Origin of the sequence: Aquitalea sp. USM4 (assembly GCF_004328945.1) — a bacterium.
GTDB lineage: Bacteria > Pseudomonadota > Gammaproteobacteria > Burkholderiales > Chromobacteriaceae > Aquitalea > Aquitalea pelogenes.
In genome coordinates this window covers 17,978-35,990 of record NZ_CP029539.1, presented here as the reverse complement: position 1 = coordinate 35,990, position 18,013 = coordinate 17,978, and the positions used below count along the sequence as shown (strand labels likewise).

The 18,013-nt window shown below is 58.0% G+C and carries 18 protein-coding genes; 14 read left to right on the top strand and 4 right to left on the bottom strand.

Annotated elements, in window-relative coordinates:
* The first annotated feature begins 112 nt into the window (after positions 1 to 112).
* On the top strand, positions 113 to 613 hold the full coding sequence (locus DKK66_RS00180) for a DUF2867 domain-containing protein (RefSeq protein WP_131354377.1): 501 nt from the start codon (positions 113 to 115) through the stop codon (positions 611 to 613).
* Positions 614 to 647: 34 nt separating this feature from the next.
* Entirely contained in the window at positions 648 to 1,022 is a 375-nt protein-coding gene (locus DKK66_RS00175; RefSeq protein ID WP_131354375.1) for a cupin domain-containing protein, read from the top strand.
* Positions 1,023 to 1,098: 76 nt separating this feature from the next.
* Here the strand turns inward: DKK66_RS00175 and DKK66_RS00170 are convergent, their stop codons facing one another.
* Positions 1,099 to 1,383: a hypothetical protein gene (locus DKK66_RS00170; protein WP_131354372.1), complete on the bottom strand. Its 285-nt coding sequence runs from the start codon at positions 1,381 to 1,383 to the stop codon at positions 1,099 to 1,101.
* Between the two features lie 295 nt (positions 1,384 to 1,678).
* Here DKK66_RS00170 and DKK66_RS00165 point away from each other — a divergent pair, with 295 nt between their 5' ends.
* A complete protein-coding gene (locus DKK66_RS00165) occupies positions 1,679 to 2,887 on the top strand; it encodes an amino acid aminotransferase (protein WP_045848045.1) in 1,209 nt (402 codons plus the stop codon).
* Positions 2,888 to 2,967: 80 nt separating this feature from the next.
* On the opposite strand, the gene DKK66_RS00160 is transcribed toward DKK66_RS00165, so the two are convergent.
* From DKK66_RS00160 to DKK66_RS00150, 3 genes are read right to left on the bottom strand one after another with little or no spacing between them, the layout of a single operon-like run.
* A complete protein-coding gene (locus tag DKK66_RS00160) occupies positions 2,968 to 3,543 on the bottom strand; it encodes a hypothetical protein (protein WP_131354369.1) in 576 nt (191 codons plus the stop codon).
* A 2-nt stretch (positions 3,544 to 3,545) separates the two neighbouring features.
* Positions 3,546 to 4,097, bottom strand: coding sequence for a C40 family peptidase (locus DKK66_RS00155; protein WP_242673531.1), 552 nt, complete (start codon positions 4,095 to 4,097; stop codon positions 3,546 to 3,548).
* On the bottom strand, positions 4,094 to 6,013 hold the full coding sequence (locus tag DKK66_RS00150) for an ATP-binding cassette domain-containing protein (protein ID WP_131354366.1): 1,920 nt from the start codon (positions 6,011 to 6,013) through the stop codon (positions 4,094 to 4,096). Before DKK66_RS00150 ends, DKK66_RS00155 begins: the two co-directional genes overlap by 4 nt.
* Before the next feature lie 109 nt (positions 6,014 to 6,122).
* Here DKK66_RS00150 and DKK66_RS00145 point away from each other — a divergent pair, with 109 nt between their 5' ends.
* The 11 genes from DKK66_RS00145 to DKK66_RS00095 all read left to right on the top strand — a co-directional run bounded on the left by DKK66_RS00145 (position 6,123) and on the right by DKK66_RS00095 (position 17,980).
* Entirely contained in the window at positions 6,123 to 6,479 is a 357-nt protein-coding gene (locus tag DKK66_RS00145) for a hypothetical protein (protein WP_131354363.1), read from the top strand.
* An 8-nt stretch (positions 6,480 to 6,487) separates the two neighbouring features.
* Positions 6,488 to 6,949, top strand: coding sequence for a protein YgfX (locus DKK66_RS00140; RefSeq protein WP_131354360.1), 462 nt, complete (start codon positions 6,488 to 6,490; stop codon positions 6,947 to 6,949).
* A complete protein-coding gene (folC, locus tag DKK66_RS00135) occupies positions 6,949 to 8,214 on the top strand; it encodes a bifunctional tetrahydrofolate synthase/dihydrofolate synthase (RefSeq protein ID WP_131360757.1) in 1,266 nt (421 codons plus the stop codon). Before DKK66_RS00140 ends, folC begins: the two co-directional genes overlap by 1 nt.
* Before the next feature lie 7 nt (positions 8,215 to 8,221).
* Positions 8,222 to 9,145 carry an SPOR domain-containing protein gene (locus DKK66_RS00130; protein ID WP_131354357.1) on the top strand — a complete coding sequence of 308 codons (924 nt, stop codon included), beginning with the start codon at positions 8,222 to 8,224 and terminating at the stop codon, positions 9,143 to 9,145.
* Between the two features lie 6 nt (positions 9,146 to 9,151).
* Complete coding sequence (locus tag DKK66_RS00125) at positions 9,152 to 9,646, top strand: CvpA family protein (RefSeq protein ID WP_045848050.1); 495 nt, start codon at positions 9,152 to 9,154, stop codon at positions 9,644 to 9,646.
* A 112-nt stretch (positions 9,647 to 9,758) separates the two neighbouring features.
* The gene (gene purF, locus DKK66_RS00120; protein WP_131354354.1) at positions 9,759 to 11,291 is read left to right on the top strand and encodes an amidophosphoribosyltransferase; all 1,533 of its coding nucleotides are present in this window, start codon (positions 9,759 to 9,761) and stop codon (positions 11,289 to 11,291) included.
* 184 nt (positions 11,292 to 11,475) lie between these two features.
* Positions 11,476 to 12,660 carry an O-succinylhomoserine sulfhydrylase gene (locus tag DKK66_RS00115; protein WP_131354351.1) on the top strand — a complete coding sequence of 395 codons (1,185 nt, stop codon included), beginning with the start codon at positions 11,476 to 11,478 and terminating at the stop codon, positions 12,658 to 12,660.
* A gap of 206 nt (positions 12,661 to 12,866) precedes the next feature.
* Entirely contained in the window at positions 12,867 to 13,508 is a 642-nt protein-coding gene (locus DKK66_RS00110; RefSeq protein ID WP_045848053.1) for a TetR/AcrR family transcriptional regulator, read from the top strand.
* Between the two features lie 26 nt (positions 13,509 to 13,534).
* Positions 13,535 to 15,988, top strand: a complete 2,454-nt coding sequence (locus DKK66_RS00105; protein WP_131354348.1) for an acyl-CoA dehydrogenase — start codon at positions 13,535 to 13,537, stop codon at positions 15,986 to 15,988.
* Positions 15,989 to 16,093: 105 nt separating this feature from the next.
* Entirely contained in the window at positions 16,094 to 16,474 is a 381-nt protein-coding gene (locus DKK66_RS00100) for an acyl-CoA thioesterase (protein WP_062789005.1), read from the top strand.
* A 174-nt stretch (positions 16,475 to 16,648) separates the two neighbouring features.
* A complete protein-coding gene (locus tag DKK66_RS00095) occupies positions 16,649 to 17,980 on the top strand; it encodes an OmpP1/FadL family transporter (protein ID WP_131354345.1) in 1,332 nt (443 codons plus the stop codon).
* Positions 17,981 to 18,013 lie beyond the last annotated feature (33 nt).

The following is an 18,013-nucleotide window of genomic DNA, read 5'->3' as shown; positions in this document are numbered from 1 at the left end:
GGGATTCAAGTTGATTGCGGCACCGATAACACTCGCTACTAGGTAGTTTCAGGCATGGAGCAGCGGACACAAGCCACGGGATAATCAGCTTTTCGTCCCAGGAAAACCATTTATGCCGGACTCCCTGCCACAGGCTGCGCATTACCCGTTTCGCGACATGCATCAGGCACATTGCCGAAGGGCCGACCTTGGCGCAACACAGCTGCTGACGGCTTTTTCCACTGCTGCACCAGGCTGGGCTGGCACCCTGATGGCATGGCGTAACCGGCTGGTGGCACGCTTTGGCCTCAAGACCGGCCCCATGCAGCAGTCCGGAACCTTGTCTTTGCAACCGGGCGGCCATATCGGCATGTTCCGCATCATGCACCTTGGCCCGCAACTGGCGGTGCTGGGTGAGGATGACCGTCATCTGGATTTCCGCATTCTGCTGTCAGTCAGCCCCGAGGTTGGTGGCAGCCGCCTGCAGGTTGAAACCTGGGTACGGCCACATCACTGGGGTGGCTGGCTGTATCTGGCGCTGGTGCTGCCTGTGCACTGGCTGCTGAGCAAGCTGATGTTGCGCCGTATGGCACAGCGGCTGGGTGAGTCTGGCTCCAGCGGGCAGCTACGGTGATAATGGTGTTTTTCGTTTGCAGGGAACAAGCCGCATGCCCGCCATCACCCATTTTTCCCAGGCAGTGACACCCGTAGCCGACCAGCCCCGTCCGGATCGACTGCTGGCCGGGAATCCGCAGCGTCATACCTGGACTCACTACGAAACCGCCGACGAGGCGCTCAGTTGTGGTATCTGGGCCTGCGAGACCGGTGCCTGGCGCATTCAGTTTGCCGATAACAAGCACGAATTCTTCTGCGTGATCGAAGGACTGGTGCGCCTGCATGATGAAGCCGGGACAGTGGTGGAAGTGAAGCCTGGCGAAGCGGCGGTGATACCGGCAGGTTTCACCGGCGTGTTCGAGGTAGTGCAGCCGGTGCGCAAATATTTTGTGGTGGGGCAGACTCCGGTTGCACCGTCTCATGGCTGATGCGTCTGGCTGAAAACAGTCAAGCAAAAGGGCGACGCGGGTCGCCCTTTCTTGTCTGCCCACGCACCACGCCGTTTCAGCTGCGCAGCGGGTCTTCCGCATCATCCATGGGTTGCACCGGTGGCGGTGTAAAGCCGTTAATGTCGCGGGAGGACTTTTCCAGTACCAGCACAATGGCAGTATTGAGCGCACCAAAAGCCCAGCTGATCAGGAAAAATACCGAGTAGGCCGACAGCTTGTCGGCAAACAGGGCATTGCCGTGCAGGGTTAACTCGGCGGGGTCGAAAATCGAGAAAAACACGCTGGTAGCCAGTGCGGCGATCAGAAAAGACGGCCAGAACAGCAGGATGCCTTTTTTCATGGTCAGAACTCCTCATCATGCGTTTGTATTTGCATTGAGACTAGACCTTGGCGTGCAAGGTTCAAGAAGGTTCAAGTCAGGGGCATGGATGCCGTGTCCGAGCGGTGGATTGTATGCAATGTCCTGTCAGACACAAATGCGCTGGCAGCTTGTTGTTTTGTCGGCTTTGCAGCGCAGCAAGCCCGCAGATGGTGGTAAACTTTGTCCCGGACAAAGATTTTCATCAATCAGCCGTGGCCTGCTGCATGCTCAGCGCCCGGTTGCGGCTGTTCTGCAAAGCAAATGGAGCCCCTGCATGACCTCTTCGATCTTCGCCGCGGTGGAACTGGCCCCGCGCGACCCGATTCTTGGCCTGAACGAAGCTTTCAACGCCGATACCCGTCCCTTCAAGGTGAACCTGGGTGTGGGTGTTTACAGCGACGACAATGGCAAGATCCCGCTGCTGGCTGCCGTCAAGGCCGCGGAAAAGGCCCGCGTTGATGCGCTGCTGCCGCGTGGCTATCAGCCGATCGAAGGCCCGGCCGCTTACGACAGCGCCGTGCAAAACCTGCTGTTCGGTGCTGACAGCGCGCTGATCAGCAATGGTCAGGTAGTGACTGCCCAGGCGCTGGGCGGTACCGGTGCCCTGAAGATTGGTGCCGACTTCCTGAAACGCCTGAACCCGGAATCCAAGGTTTACATCAGCAACCCGTCGTGGGAAAACCACCGCGCGCTGTTTGAATCCGCCGGTTTCACCGTGGAAAACTACCCCTACTACGACGCAGCGACCCGTGGCGTTGACTTTGCAGGCATGAAGTCCTTCCTGCAAGGTCTGGCTGCCGGTTCCGTCATCGTGCTGCATGCCTGCTGCCACAACCCGACCGGTGCCGACCTGTCCGACGCCCAGTGGGCTGAAGTGGTGGAAGTGTGCCGTGCCCAGGGTCTGGTTCCTTTCCTGGATATGGCTTACCAGGGTTTTGCTGACGGTATCGATGCTGACGCCGTTGCCGTGCGCCTGTTCTCGGCTTCCGGCCTGCAATTCTTCGTGTCCAGCTCCTTCTCCAAGAGCTTCTCGCTGTACGGCGAGCGTGTTGGTGCTCTGTCCATCGTGACTGCCAGCAAGGAAGAAACCGGCCGTGTGCTGTCGCAACTGAAGCGCGTGATCCGTACCAACTACTCCAACCCGCCGATCCACGGTGCTGCCATCGTTGCTGCCGTGCTGTCCAGCCCGGAACTGCGTCAGCAGTGGGAAGACGAACTGGCAGGCATGCGTGACCGCATCCGCGCCATGCGTACCGGTCTGGTTGACGCCATCAAGGCACAGGGTGTTGAGCAGGACTTCTCCTTCGTGGCGCAGCAACGTGGCATGTTCTCCTACACCGGCCTGACTGCAGCGCAAGTGGAAGTGCTGAAGAGCGAATTCGGCATCTATGCCGTATCCACCGGCCGTATCTGCCTGGCCGCGCTGAACAGCAAGAACCTGCCGTATGTGGCTGAAGCCATCGCCAAGGTAGTCAAGGGCTGATTGATTTCACCCTGACGCGAACAACCCCGCTACGGCGGGGTTTTTTATTGCGCCAGATGTTTCGGCATGCGTTTCGTTTTTCAGTCTGCTGGAGCTGGTGAGCGGCCAAGGCGTATGCGCAGCAGGCCGGGGCTGGTCTCGATGGCCTTGATGGTCAGGCGCGCAGCCAGCGGTTTACCCAGCAGCGGGTAGTCCAGCCATTGTTGCAGCGCCGGCAAGCGGGTGAGGTCGATAATGGCAACATCCTGCTCCAGGTTCAGCCAGTCCAGCGGCTTGGCCAGCTGTCGCAGCGCCTTGTGGCCGAATGCGCCTTCCATCACGCCCAGCAGCAGTCCGCCCAACAAGCGGCGTGTGGTGGAGGGGGATATGGCCTCGCCCTGCACGTGATAGCGCAGTCGTATTTGCCGGCTATCCCAGTCGATGGGCAGAAAGTCGAAGTGCAGGGTCAGCCTGGCGGCAAGTGGTTGCTGTGACGTCAGATGTAGGGTGCTGTCCCGGCTGAGCAGTGACAGGCCGTCAATCTGTAGCGCATCACCATTCAATGCCTGCTGTAACTTGCGCAGCAGCCAGTCTTCTTGCAGGGAGACGCCATCCCGGTGCAGGGTGGGTCTTTGCTGCCAGCCCCGGATCAAGCGGCTTTGCCAGTGATGATCCATGTTCAGGCAAACAGGGTGCGCGCCCCTTCGAAGCGGGCGGAGAAATAGCTGTTGTCCAGCCGGTCTACCCGGATGGCGCTATTGGTGCGCGGGGCATGCACGAACTTGTTGTCGCCAATGTAAATGCCCATGTGGGAGAAGGAGCGGTTCATGGTGTTGAAGAACACCAGGTCGCCTACTTGCATCTGGCTGTTGCTGACGGGGCGCGCCAGGCTGGCGATCTGGGCGGCATTGTGCGGTAGCTTCACTCCCACCGCATTCAGGTAGATGTAGCTGACCATGCCGCTGCAATCCAGCCCGGCTTCCGGGTTGGCACCACCGAACTTGTAGTCCAGATCCAGCAGTCCCAGGGTGTACATGAGGATTTCCCGGCCCGCGCCATCTGCTTTCAGGGCAGACAGCGTTTTGTCCTGTGATGGATAGGGGCGCACGTGGCTGGTCTTCTTCGGCGGTGTGCCGCAGCCGCTCAGCCACAAAGCCAGCGTGCCCAGCATGGCACCGCCCAAAAGGCGGCGGCGTTGCGGGGAGGGCAGGGTGGGCCGGGTTTTGCTCATGATTGTTTTGCCTCCAGTTCTTCCCAGCGGGCCAGTTTTTCCAGCAGCAATTCGTCGATGGCTTCGATGCGCTGCTGCCAGGCAATGGCTTCCTTGGGGGTGTCGCGATAGCAGTTCGGGTCCAGCAGTTGCTGGTTCAGCGTGGCTTGTTCCTGTTCCAGAGCGGCAATCTCATCGGGCAGTGCGGCCAGCTCGCGGGTTTCATTATAAGAAAGCTTGCGATTGCTCCGCTGCTTCTCCGGCTTGGCCGGGGCGGCCGGCTTGCTGGCTGTCGTGGTGGTCTTGCTGGCCGCTGTTCCCTGCATGGCTGCCATGCGCGCCTTGGTGTCGATCCAGTCCTGATAGCCGCCCGGATATTCTTCCAGCTGACCATTGCCTTCAAAGGCAATTACCTGGGTAACCACATTGTCGAGGAAAGCCCGGTCGTGGCTGACCAGAAACACCGTGCCGCTGTATTGAGCAATCACGTCTTCCAGAAGTTCCAGCGTGTCGATGTCCAGGTCGTTGGTGGGTTCATCCAGCACCAGTACATTGGCCGGACGGGTGAACAGGCGGGCCAGCAACAGGCGGTTACGTTCGCCACCAGACAGCGAGCGCACCGGGCTGCGCGCACGTTGCGGCGAGAACAGAAAGTCTTCCAGATAACTCATCACATGCTTTTTCACCCCGCCGATTTCGACGAAGTCATTGCCCTGGCTGATGATGTCGGCCACGCTGGTGTCTTCGTCCAGCTGTTCGCGGAACTGGTCGAAGTAGGCAATCTCCAGCTTGCTGCCTTGCTTGATGCTGCCGCTGTCCGCTTCCAGCTGACCCAGGATCAGCTTGAGCAAGGTGGTCTTGCCGGCACCATTGGGGCCGATCAGGCCGATCTTGTCACCGCGCAGGATGCGGGTGGTGAAGTCCTTGATCAGGGTGCGGCCTTCAAAACCCTTGCTGACATGTTCCAGCTCGGCCACCAGTTTGCCCGAGCGCTCGCCGGCATCCAGCTGGAAATTGACCTGTCCCACGCGTTCGCGCCGGGCGCTGCGTTCGCGGCGGATGGCTTCCAGACGGCGGACACGGCCTTCGTTACGAGTACGGCGTGCCTCGATGCCCTTGCGGATCCACACTTCTTCCTGCGCATGGAATTTGTCAAAAATGCGGTTCTGCTCTTCCTCGATGGCGATTTCTTCGGTCTTGCGCACCTGGTAGGCGGTGAAGCTGCCCGGATAGCTGCGCACGATGCCACGGTCCAGTTCCACAATGCGGGTGGCGACATTGTCCAGAAAGCGCCGGTCGTGGGTGATCAGCAGCACGCTGCCGCTGAAGTTCTTCAGCAAGCCTTCCAGCCATTCGATGGCAGCAACGTCCAGATGGTTGGTCGGTTCGTCCAGCAGCAGCACGTCCGGCTTGGCCGCCAGTGCACGGGCCAGTGCCACGCGCTTTTTCCAGCCACCGGACAGTTCACGGATCAGGGTGTCGGCTTGCAGGTCCAGGTGGGAGAGGGTGGTGGAGATCAGTGCATCAAACTGCCAGCCATCACGTGCTTCCAGTGCATGTTGCAGCGTTTCCATGCGTGCCAGCGCGGTTTCATGATCGGCATCCGGCTGGGTCAGTTGCTGGGTAACCTGATGGTATTCGCTGAGCAAGGCTTTCAATTCGCCCAGTCCGCTGGCAACCGCGTCAAAAACGGTGTCCTCCGGGTTGAGTTCCGGCTCCTGTGCCACGTAGGCCACGCGCACATCACCCTTGATGTTGATGCGCCCGTCGTCCAGCGTGATGGCGCCCGCAATGCCCTTGAGCAAGGACGACTTGCCGGCACCATTGCGGCCAATCAGGCCAACCACTTCGCCCGGCTCCAGCGCGAATTCGACATTATCCAGCAAAGCGTGATGGCCAAAAGCCAGGCAGGCCTTTTCAACAGAAATCAATGACATTGCAGCATCTTGTAATCAGGGTTCAATGGTCGCAATTGTAGCATGCGGCGTGCTGGTCCTTGCGGACTTGGGTTACAATGCGCGCCAACTCGGAATGGAAAGGAATGCCATGTATTTTGTTGACCGCTCGGTTGCCGTAATCAAACCCAAACAGCCATTTCTGGACTGGCTGAATGCCGTGCCCGGCAACGATATGGTGGATTTGACCCTGGACAGCCTGCGCAGTGACTGCACGGTGATCCTGTTGCCGGAGTTCAATGAGCCGGAAGAGGCAGTTGCCCATATCGATGAGCAGTACGAACAATTGTTCAAGATTGAAGTGGCGTCCTGGTATGACGACGAAGACCTGTGGCCCAAGGACATGTCGCTCAAGACCTTCTGGGAATGGTTTGATGTGGAAATCCACTCTACCGTACTGGATACGGTAGAAGGCGATATCAGCAACAGCCCGGCAGGCGAGCTGTAAGCCATTTCATGCACAAGGCCCGCTTGCTGCCGCCCTTTGCGCTGCAATTACGCCCGTCCCGCATCTTCTTGCTTTTGGTGTTGTGCGTGCTGGCCTTGTCTGCTGTCTTGTTGATGCTTTATCAGCCGCGCATGTGGGCACTGCTGCCCTGTCAGTTTCTGCTGGGGTGGCTTGCCTTGCGTGCCAACGGCTGGGGAAATCCGGACAGGGTGCGGCGTATCGAAGTGGATGCCCATGGCCGCATGCAGTGCTTGCAAGGCGACCGCACTGTTGAAGTGCAGTTGCGCGACGACTGTTTTGTGTCCCCCTTGTTTGTCATCGTCAATGTGACGGCCGCAGGCCGTCGTCACAGTTGTCTGCTGTTGCCGGATAGCGCCGATCAGGAAGCACTGCGGCAATTGCGGGTCTATCTGCTGTGGTTCCATCCGGAAGCAGAGCGGCTTACACCTGCTGTTTTGGAAAATCCATGATGCAAAGAACTACGCTGAACGAATGGTTGCAATGGCTGGAAGGCCTGCATGTCACCACCATAGACATGGGTCTGGAACGGGTACGCAAAGTGTGGCATGCCATGCAGCTGCAACCCACTTTCCCGGTCATCATGGTGGCCGGGACCAATGGCAAGGGTTCGGTGTGTGCCATGCTCTCCACCATGTATCAGCGTGCCGGTTTCAAGGTGGGCTGTTATACCTCGCCGCACATCCAGCACTATAACGAGCGGGTGGCGATCGACCTCAAACCAGTGAGTGATGAGCGCATCATCAAGAGTTTTGCGGCTATCGATGCGGCGCGTGGTGATACCTCGCTGACTTATTTCGAGTTCGGCACCCTGGGGGCCATGCACAGCTTTATCGAAGAAAAAGTCGATGTGGCCATCATGGAAGTTGGCCTGGGTGGACGTCTGGACGCGGTGAACATCTTTGAACCGGATGTGTCGGTGGTGGTGAGTGTGGATATCGACCACGCTGCCATTCTGGGTGACAACCGCGAGGATATCGGCTTCGAGAAAGCCGGTATCTACCGACCGGGCAAGCCAGCCATCTGCGCAGACCCGCAGCCGCCGCAGCGCCTGCTGGATCATGCCGCGGTCATCGGTGCCGACCTCAAACTGCTGGGTCGCGATTACAGCTATAGCCGCATGGACAATCAATGGTCCTTCCAGATGGGCAGCGCACGTCGCCATGCCTTGCCCATGCCTGCGCTGCGTGGTGGCTACCAGCTGGGCAATGCCGCAGCTGCATTGGCAGTGCTCGACTGCCTGCATGAGCGCCTGCCGGTCGGTATTGGTGCGCTCAAGCAAGGCCTGGTCGAAGTGGAATGGCCCGGTCGTTTCCAGGTATTGCCGGGCCGGCCGGTGGTGGTGCTGGATGTCGGTCACAATCCGCATGCGGTCAAGGCCATGGTGGCCAGCCTGCGCCAGTTACCGTTTGCCGAAAACCGTTACGCAGTATTTTCCATGCTGGCGGACAAGGACCTGGCTGCCGTGGCCGAACTGGCCAAGGATGAATTCGATGGCTGGTTCGTGGCTGGCCTTGATATGCCACGCGGGCAGAGCGGCACCGGGATTGCCGCGCAACTGAATGCGCTGGGCATCGGCAAGGTGCGTGCCTTCGAAGATGTTGCGTCTGCCTGGCAAGCTGCCTTATCGGCAGCGGGCGAGAATGATAGAATTACCGTTTTTGGCTCTTTCCACACTGTTGCCGAGGTGCTGGAAGCCCGTCGGCAACGCACTTGAGGATGGCATGGCACTGTCTGCCCACGATGAACTGATTTTGTTGCGCAAGCGTGCCCGGCGTCGCCTGGTTGGTGCGGTTGTGCTGGTGACGGTATCCACGGGCGTCCTGTGGAATGTGGTTGGTCATCTGCCGGATCAGCAAATGCGCCCGGAGTCGGTGGAGATCGCCAGTGAAGCTTCCGGCGCTCCGGCAGAAACTGCGCTGCCCCCGGCCGTGCATGTGGCCAGTGCTTCTGCACCTGCTGTTGGCAAGCCGGTGGCATCGGCTCCGGCCCTGGCCAGTGCGTCTGCTCCGGTTGCCAAAACTGTCGGCACCCAGCTGCCGGCAGATCTGAATTCTGTGGTGCCGGACAAACCTGCAGCCACCACTGCCAGTGTGGCGGCACCTGCAGCAGTTGCAGCGGTGGCGACGGTAGGTGCCATCGCCGCCGGGCAGTCCAAGGCAAAGGCACCGGAAGGCGCCAGCCAGCCGCTGGTGCACGAACCGCCGAAAAAGAAAGTGGCCAGCAAACCGGTGGAAGCGCGTCAGCCGGTAGTGGCTGACAGCAAGCCTGCCAAGGCGGAGAAGCCCGCTCCGGCCAAGCATAAACAGCCTGACCCGGCAGCCATTTTGTCTGGTCATTTTGATGACGAACCGGCAAGCAAGCCGGCTGCTGTAAAGAAAAGTGAGTCCAAGCCGGAAAAAGTGGATAATGTCGGCAATGGCAAATCCGTGATCCAGCTGGCGGCACTGTCAGACCCGGCCAAGGCCGATGCACTCAAGAACAAGTTGTCTGCTCTTGGGGTGTCTGCCCACTTCAGCAAGGTGCAAACCAGCAAGGGTGAAGTCACCCGTGTGCGGGTCGGGCCGTTTGCCAGCCGGGCAGAGGCAGAAGCTGCATTGCGCAAGCTTTCCCAGGCTGGGGTTTCCGGCATTGTCGTGAGCAAGTAAGCAACGATGACCGTCTTTGACTACATTGTGATCGCCATCCTGCTTGGCTCCGTGCTGGTGGCCATGGTGCGCGGCCTGGTGGCCGAGGTGCTGTCGCTGGGCTCCTGGCTGCTGGCTTTCTGGTGTGCCAAGGAGTTGTCGCCACTGGTGGCAAGCTTCATGCCCAACGAATTGCCAAGCCAGGGTTTGCGTCTGCTGGCTTCTTTTGTACTGCTGTTTTTCCTGTCGTGGCTGGCCACGGCATTATTGCGTATCACCCTGACCAGTCTGCTGGATTCGGCCGGTCTGGGTGGTCTGAACCGATTGATGGGTGCCGTGTTCGGCCTGGCTCGCGGGCTGGTGCTGGTCACGGTGCTGGTGCTGGTGGGCGGCTTGAGTGACATGCCGCGCCAGCCTATGTGGAGGAATGCGGTATTGGCCGCTCCATTCGAATCACTGGCCTTGTCATTAAGGCCCTGGCTGCCAGCCATGCTGGCAGACAATCTGCATTACACCGGTTAGTGTGATGGAACAGGCGGATTATCTTGATATCTTCACCTCAAGATTTCCGCCTTTTTCTTTGGCTGTAGGTTTTGTCTGAAAATCCTGGTAGTTGGGAAGAGAGAGTAGAGCAATGTGTGGAATTCTAGGCGTGGTAGGGCAGTCCCCCGTCAATCAGTTGTTGTATGACGGACTGCAAGTGCTGCAGCACCGTGGGCAGGATGCGGCGGGTATTGTCACCTCCAGTGGCAAGACCTTTCACATGCACAAGGGCAGCGGCATGGTGCGCGATGTATTCCGCACCCGCAATATGCGCTCCCTGATGGGCAATGCCGGTATCGCACACGTGCGCTACCCGACGGCCGGTTCTGCTTCCAGTCTGGCCGAGGCTCAGCCGTTCTATGTCAACTCGCCCTTCGGCATCGTGTTGGCGCATAACGGCAACCTGACCAACACCGACGAGCTGAAGGCGGACATGTTCCGTCACGACCTGCGTCACATCAACACCAATTCCGACTCGGAAGTCCTGCTCAACGTATTCGCCCATGAACTGGCCGAGCGTGTGGTGGGCTTTGAGTTGAGCGTGGAGGCCATCTTTGGTGCTATCGAAGCCGTGCATCGCCGTGTGCGTGGTGCTTATGCCGTGGTAGCGCTGATCGCCGGTTACGGCTTGGTGGCTTTCCGTGACCCCAATGGCATTCGCCCGCTGGTGATCGGCAGCACGCAGGGCAGTGGCAAGACCGAGTACATGTTTGCTTCCGAATCGGTTGCGCTGGACTGCTCCGGCTTCAGCACGCTGCGTGATGTCGAGCCGGGTGAGGGTGTGTTTGTCAGCTTCGATGGTGATTTCCACGCCCGTCAGTGTGCCAAGGAAGTCCGCCACGCGCCCTGTCTGTTCGAATATGTCTACTTTGCCCGCCCGGATTCGGTGATTGACGGTGCTTCGGTTTATCAGGCACGTATCGTGATGGGTGAGAAGCTGGGCGAGAAGATCCGCCGCGTGTTGCCGGAGCTGGACATCGACGTAGTCATGCCGATTCCGGATACCAGCCGCCCAAGTGCCTTGGCGCTGGCTAACAGCCTGGGCTTGCCATACCGCGAAGGCTTTATCAAGAACCGCTATATCGGCCGCACCTTCATCATGCCGGGTCAGGCTGTGCGCAAGAAATCGGTTCGCCAGAAGCTCAATCCGGTTGCCTGCGAATTCAAGGATCGCAATGTACTGCTGGTGGATGACTCCATCGTGCGTGGTACCACGTCCAAGGAAATCGTGCAGATGGCGCGTGATGCTGGTGCCAGGAAAGTGTACTTTGCTTCCGCAGCACCGGCGGTCCGCTTCCCCAATGTTTACGGTATCGACATGCCGACCCGTGCCGAGCTGCTGGCCACCGGTCGCACCGAACTGGAAATTGCGGCAGAAATCGGCGCAGATGCGGTGATTTACCAAGACCTGTCGGCCTTGCAGGAAGCAGTGCATTCGGTGAATCCGAAGCTGCATGAATTCGAAACTTCCTGCTTTGACGGCAAGTACATCACCGGTGATATCACGGCGGCTTATCTGGATGCCATCGAGTGCGCCCGCGGTGCCGACAAGAAAGAGGAAAATCCGGTCAGCACCCAGATGATTGATTTGAACCTGAATGTGGCAGAGCAAAACCTGATGTAAGTCAGGCGCAGAAAAACCGGCTTCGGCCGGTTTTTTTCATGGTGGCGCGGGCATGCTGCCGATGGCTGACATCGTTATGCCGCAATTTCATTTAGATAACTGGTACTGATCAGGCAAGATAGTCTGCGCAAGACGGTGGCGAGCCATGGTGGCTTGTTCCCGGCAACAAGATTCGAGAATCATCATGTCAGTCGAAAATAATCCGCAACAATATCATCCTGAAACACTGGCAATTCGTGGTGGCCGTGAAAGCAGTGAATATCGCGAACACAGCCAGGCCCTGCATCTGACTTCCAGCTTCTGTTACGAGTCGGCAGAGCAGGCCGCTGCCATGTTTATGGGTGAAATCGAAGGTTATACCTATTCCCGCTTCACCAACCCCACCGTCACGGCCTTCCAGCAGCGACTGGCATTGATGGAAGGTGGTGAGCGCGCCATCGCCACAGCTACCGGCATGGCGGCCATACAGGCCATCATGATGAGCCTGCTCAAGGCAGGTGATCACATTGTCTCCTCGCAAAGCCTGTTCGGTTCCACCACCAATCTGTTTACCGGGCTGCTGGCAAAATTCGGCGTGGAAACCACCTTTGTCGATGCACGAGATCTGACAGCATGGGAGGCTGCGGCCAAGCCCAACAGCAAGCTGTTTTTCTTGGAAACCCCCTCCAACCCGCTGACCGAGATTGCGGATATCGCGGCCATTGCCAACCTTGCTCATCGTCACAATGCCTTGCTGGTGGTGGATAACAGTTTTTGTTCGCCGGCCTTGCAGCAGCCGCTGAAGCTGGGGGCTGATCTGGTCATGCATTCCGCCACCAAATACCTGGATGGTCATGGCCGTGTGATGGGTGGCGCGGTCGTGGGCAGTGATGTGCTGGTTGAGCAGGTTTACCTGCATGTGCGCGCTGCCGGCCCGACCCTGGCACCGTTCAATGCCTGGGTGTTGTTGTCCGGTCTGGAAACCCTGTCGCTGCGCATGGAAAAACACAGCGCCAATGCCTTGGAACTGGCGCGCTGGCTGGAGGCACATCCCGCCATCGAACGGGTGTATTACCCGGGACTGCCCAGCCATCCGCAGCATGAGCTGGCGCAGCGTCAGCAAAAGGCGGGTGGTGCAGTGGTGTCGTTTGTGGTGAAAGGCGGGCGTGCCGGGGCGTGGCGACTGGTTGATGGTGTGGAACTGATTTCACGGACTGCCAATCTTGGCGACGTAAAGAGTACAATTACCCACCCGGCATCTACCACGCATGCGCGGGTGGCCCCTGAAGTGCGGCAGAAAGCCGGCATCGAGGAAGGCCTGATCCGGGTGGCCGTGGGCCTGGAAAATGTCGAGGACCTGAAAAAGGACCTGGCGCGTGGACTTGACTAAATATTGATACCTGCGTTTCATTCAAACGAACGGCAGTCTAGACTTTAGACTGCCGTTTTCGCGATGGTGTACTGGAAATCCACCTGAACTTATGGGGGGATGTTCTTGACATTGATCAAATTAAAACGTAAGTTTGAAACGCTTGTTCGAAAGCTGAGATGGACAAGACTAAATACCCTGCAAGTACAAAAAAGGCACAAGAGAACATGGAAGCCAGCCGCCCGGATACGGCAACACGCATTCTTGACGTTTCCGAACGTCTGTTCGTGGAGCACGGATTCGAGGCTACCTCGCTTCGCATGATTACTCAGCAGGCCGAAGTCAACCTGGCCGCGGTGAACTATCACTTCGGCTCGAAGGATGCACTGTTTGAAGCCGTGTTCATGCGCAGGCTGGCGCCCTTGATTGCGTCCTGTCTTGCAGAACTCGACGAGCTGGAGGCAAGAGAAGAGAAGCTGTCAGTGGAAGGCTTGGTCACGACCTTCATCCGGCCGTGTCTGGCACTGTCCAAGGACCCTGCGAGGGGCGGGGCCCTGTTTGTCAGACTTCTGTCACGCACACTGGTGGAAAACCACCGGCTGCTGCGTGAAACCATCTCACAGCAATACAGTGTGTTCGTGCAACGCTACTCGCGCGCATTTCATCATGCGCTGCCAGAGCTTGGGGTGGAGGAGCTGGCCTGGAGAATGCACTTTGCATTCAGCGTCATGTTCAACGCTTTCGCCGGAAATGATGTGCTGAAGATTTTCACACGCAGCCAGATTGTTTCCGCGCGGGATCCAGACATGATCGTGAAGTATCTTGTGCCATTTGTGGTTGCCGGGTTGGTCTCGCCTGTCAAGGGTTAGCAGGGTCAACACGAGGGTAAATCACAATGTTTGCTGCTGTTCTTCTCATCGCACTGCTTGGTGTGATGGCGTACTATCGCGCGCCGGTGCTGGCGTGGACTGTGGGGCTGGCAGCCTGGCTTGCCAGCCTGCAATTTGCGTTTGGCTGCCCGGTTTCCACCATTGTCTGGGGTGTGTTTGCACTTCTGGCATTTGTGCTGAATATCGTTCCGCTGCGTCGTGCCGTTTTCACCGGCCCGGTATTCGGTATCTTCAAGAAAATCACCCCGGCGATGTCGCAGACCGAACAGGAAGCGATTAATGCCGGTACGGTGTGGTGGGATAGGGATTTGTTCTCCGGCAAGCCGGATTACCAGCGCCTGCTGGCCTTCCCGGATGCCAAGCTGAGCGCAGAAGAGCAGGCCTTCCTGGATGGCCCCACCGAGCAGCTGTGCGCGATGATCGACGACTGGAAGATCACCCACGAGCTGAAGGACTTGCCGCCTGAAGTGTGGCAGTTCATCAAGGACAACGGCTTTCTGGGCATGATCGTCAAGAAGAAGTACGGCGGTCTGGAATTCTCCAACTATGCTCACGCCAAAGTGGTTACCAAGATTGCGACGCGTGGCGGTTCTGCTGCGGTGTCGGTCATGGTGCCCAACTCGCTCGGTCCGGGTGAGTTGCTGCAGCACTATGGCACCGAAGCACAAAAAGACTATTACCTGCCGCGCCTGGCCAAAGGCGTGGAAGTGCCGTGCTTTGCCCTGACCAGCCCTTATGCCGGTTCGGACGCAGGCAGCATTCCTGACTATGGCATTGTCTGCCGTGGCAGCTATACCGACCCGCGCAGCGGCCAGCGGCACGAAAACGTGTTGGGCCTGCGCGTCAGCTGGGAAAAGCGCTGGATTACCCTGGCTCCGGTGGCCACCATTCTGGGTCTGGCATTCAAGATGTACGACCCGGACCACCTGCTGGGCGACAAGGAAGAAATCGGCATTACCTGCGCACTGGTGCCGACCGAGCATGAAGGCGTCTGCATTGGCCGCCGTCATTTCCCGGGTGGCGCTGTGTTCATGAATGGCCCGACTTGGGGTAAGGATGTGTTCATTCCGCTGGAGTGGATCATTGGCGGGCGTGAATTTGCCGGTCAGGGCTGGCGCATGCTGGTGGAGTGTCTGTCGGTTGGTCGCTGCATTTCCCTGCCGGCCATGTCGGTGGCCTGCGGCAAGGTAACCACCTTCACTACTGGTGCTTATGCCCGCATTCGCGACCAGTTTGGCCTGCCCATCGGCAAGTTCGAAGGTGTGGACGAGGCCATGGCACGTATTGCCGGCTACACCTACCAGATGGAAGCCTCGCAGGATCTGGCGCTGACCGGTCTGGACATGGGCGAGAAGCCATCGGTGCTGTCCGCCGTACTCAAGTATCACAACACCGAGCGCATGCGCAAAACCATCAATGATGCGATGGACATTCACGGCGGCAAGGCCGTGGTGCTGGGGCCGCGCAACTATCTGGCACGTGCCTATCAGTCCATCCCGATCGGCATTACGGTGGAAGGTGCCAACATCCTCACCCGTTCGATGATCATCTACGGTCAGGGTGCCATCCGCTGCCATCCGTTTGTATTGCGCGAGATGAAGGCCGCCATGGCCAATGATGCTGCCGAGTTTGATCGTGCCATCACCGGTCACATCAACTTCGTCATCAGCAATGTGTTCCGTTCGCTGTGGCTGGGGCTGACCGGCGCCCGCTTTGCCGGTGCGCCACGTGGTGGTGAAACTGCGCTTTACTACAAGCAGGTCACCCGTTTCTCCAGTGCCTTTGCCTTGCTGTCCGACATGGCCATGTTCAGCCTGGGTGGCACGCTGAAGTTCCGCGAAAAGCTGTCGGCCCGTTTGGGTGACATGTTGTCCAATCTGTACATCGCCACGGCTTGCCTCAAGCGTTTTGAACGTGATGGCGCACCAAAGGAAGACCTGGCTGTGTTGCGCTGGGCGGTGGAAAACGCATTGTTTGATCTGCAACAGGCGATGGATGGCTTCCTGGCCAACCTGCCCAGTCGTGGGCTGGCCTGGGTGCTGCGCAAAATCATCTTCCCGTGGGGCCTGACGCTGAAGCCGGCATCCGATCGCATTGGCACCAAGGTTGCACGCGCCATGATGGAGCCGGGCGGCATGCGCGATCGCTTGACCCAGGGCATGTATGTATCGCCTTCGGAAGAAGATGCCGTCGGTGTGCTGCGTCATGCGCTGGATGCAATTCTGGCTACCGAGCCCGTCGAGCAAAAGCTGCGCAAGCTGGCGCGTGATGGCAAGTTCTCGCGCATTACTGCGCGTGAGCGACTGGAAGAGGCCTTGCAAAGCGGCTTGATCACCCAGGCTGATTTTGATGCGGTCACCCGTGCACGCAAGCTCAAGCGCGATGTCATCATGGTGGATGATTTCGACATGGCTCTGGAGCAGCATGATGCGGCACTGCTGAAGCGCCACATTTTCTAAGCCTGTTTTCTACACTGAATGGATTGCCGGGTGATTCTTCATCCGGCCGTTCAGTCAAGTTGCCGTATTGCGGCAATTTGACTGAGCGATCACCAGGAGCGCCTTATGGATTCCACTACACCTCGCCTGCCAACCTTGCGGGTACGGGCTCTGCCAACTGCCACCAATGCCTACGGGCGGGTACAGGCCGGCTGGCTGATGGGGCAGATCGACATGGCGGGCAGCCTGGATGCAGAGCGCCTGGCAAGGGGGCCGGTGGCGACGGTGGCGGTGAATGCATTCCAGTTCACCCACCCCATCTTGCTGGGGGATGTGGTCAATCTGTATGTGGAAAGGCTGCGGGTGGGGCAAAAGTCGGTCACGCTGAAGATATCGGTTGAGGCGGAGCGGCTGGATGGCGAGCTGGTATTTGTCACGGAAGTAATCGCCACTTTTGTGGCAATTGATGTTGATGGTAAATCGCGAAATTTGGCGGAAGTTGGTTGAATTTAAGAGTGTTTGTTGCTTGTTTGTTGTGTGAAACGGTCGTTTGGAACAAACGCTCTTATTTTGGTGGACATGCTTAGATTCTCTGGTAGTATCCAAATTGATCCGTAGTAATACGGACATAAAAAGCGATTAGGACTACATACAGATATATTCGCAAGAGAGGGATGACACATGAAACTCAAGCACCTCAGCCAATCCGTGATGCTCATGGGAGTTGCCGTCGGGGCGTTCTCTTCCACAGCACAGGCTTCCGGTTACCACTTCGGCTCGCAAAGCGTTTCCGCGCAAGGCACGGCATTTGCCAATAGCGCAGAAGCCAGCGACGCTTCCACCATCTTTTATAATCCGGCTGGCATGTCGCGCCTGACTGGCAACAACTTCTCCGGTGGCCTGACCCTGGTAGTGCCGGATTCCAGCTATACCGATAATGGTTCCAAGACACATTCCGGAACTTCGACTGGCGGTGGCAGTGCCAGTGGCTATGCGCCGGACTATGTAGTTGCACCATCTTTCTATGCAACGCATCAGATCAATGATAAATGGACGGTTGGTCTGGGTGTATTCGTCCCGTTTGGTGCAGAACTGAACTATGGCGAAACCTGGGCGGGCCGTTATTCGCTGGAAAGCATCAAGCTGGAAACCCTGAACTTCAATCCTTCGGTGTCTTACAAGCTGGATGATCACCATGCCTTTGGTTTTGGCGTTTCTGCCCAATACATGAAGGCATACTTGTCCAAGGCGGTTGATCTGACAGGTGTACCTCACAACGGTGATGGCCATGCTGCCTTGAGTGCAGATGGCTGGGGTTTCGGTTTCAATCTTGGCTACATGTACCAGCTGAATGATGCTACCCGCTTTGGTGTTGCCTATCGTTCCAATATCCGTCAAAAGCTTGATGGGCAGGCGTACTGGGATTTGAGCGCGGCAGGTTCGTTTGCATCCGTCATTCAAAACAACTTCCATCACGTAAATTCGGATGGCACGGTAACTGTGGATACCCCAGAGTCCATTTCGGTCAATGGCTTCCACAAGCTGAATGACAAGGTAGACCTGATGGCCGACCTGACCTGGACCCGCCATTCCCGCCTCGACCAGATTGATATCAAGTTCAGCCAGCCGGGTGAAGGCGACCTGGTGATCAAGCAGGGCTGGCGCGATACCTTCAAGCTGTCCCTGGGTGCCAATTACCATTACAGCGACAACCTGCTGCTGCGTACCGGTGTGGCCTGGGACCAGTCTCCGGTCAAGAATGCAGACGAAACCCATCCGGCCTTGCCGGATAGCGACCGCTACTGGTTGTCCTTTGGTGCCAACTACAAGCTGAGCAAGCAGTCGTCGCTGGATTTTGCCTACTCTTATGTGTTCTTCAAGAATGCTAATGTCAACTACACCGACAGCTGCACTACCACGTCGACCACATGTACCGGTAACGGCGAAACCACCAAGGGCTCTTACAAGACCAATCTGCAATTCCTTGGTCTGCAGTACAACTACAGCTTCTAAACAGACAGTAACGGTTTAGGGGCGTGGCAGGGC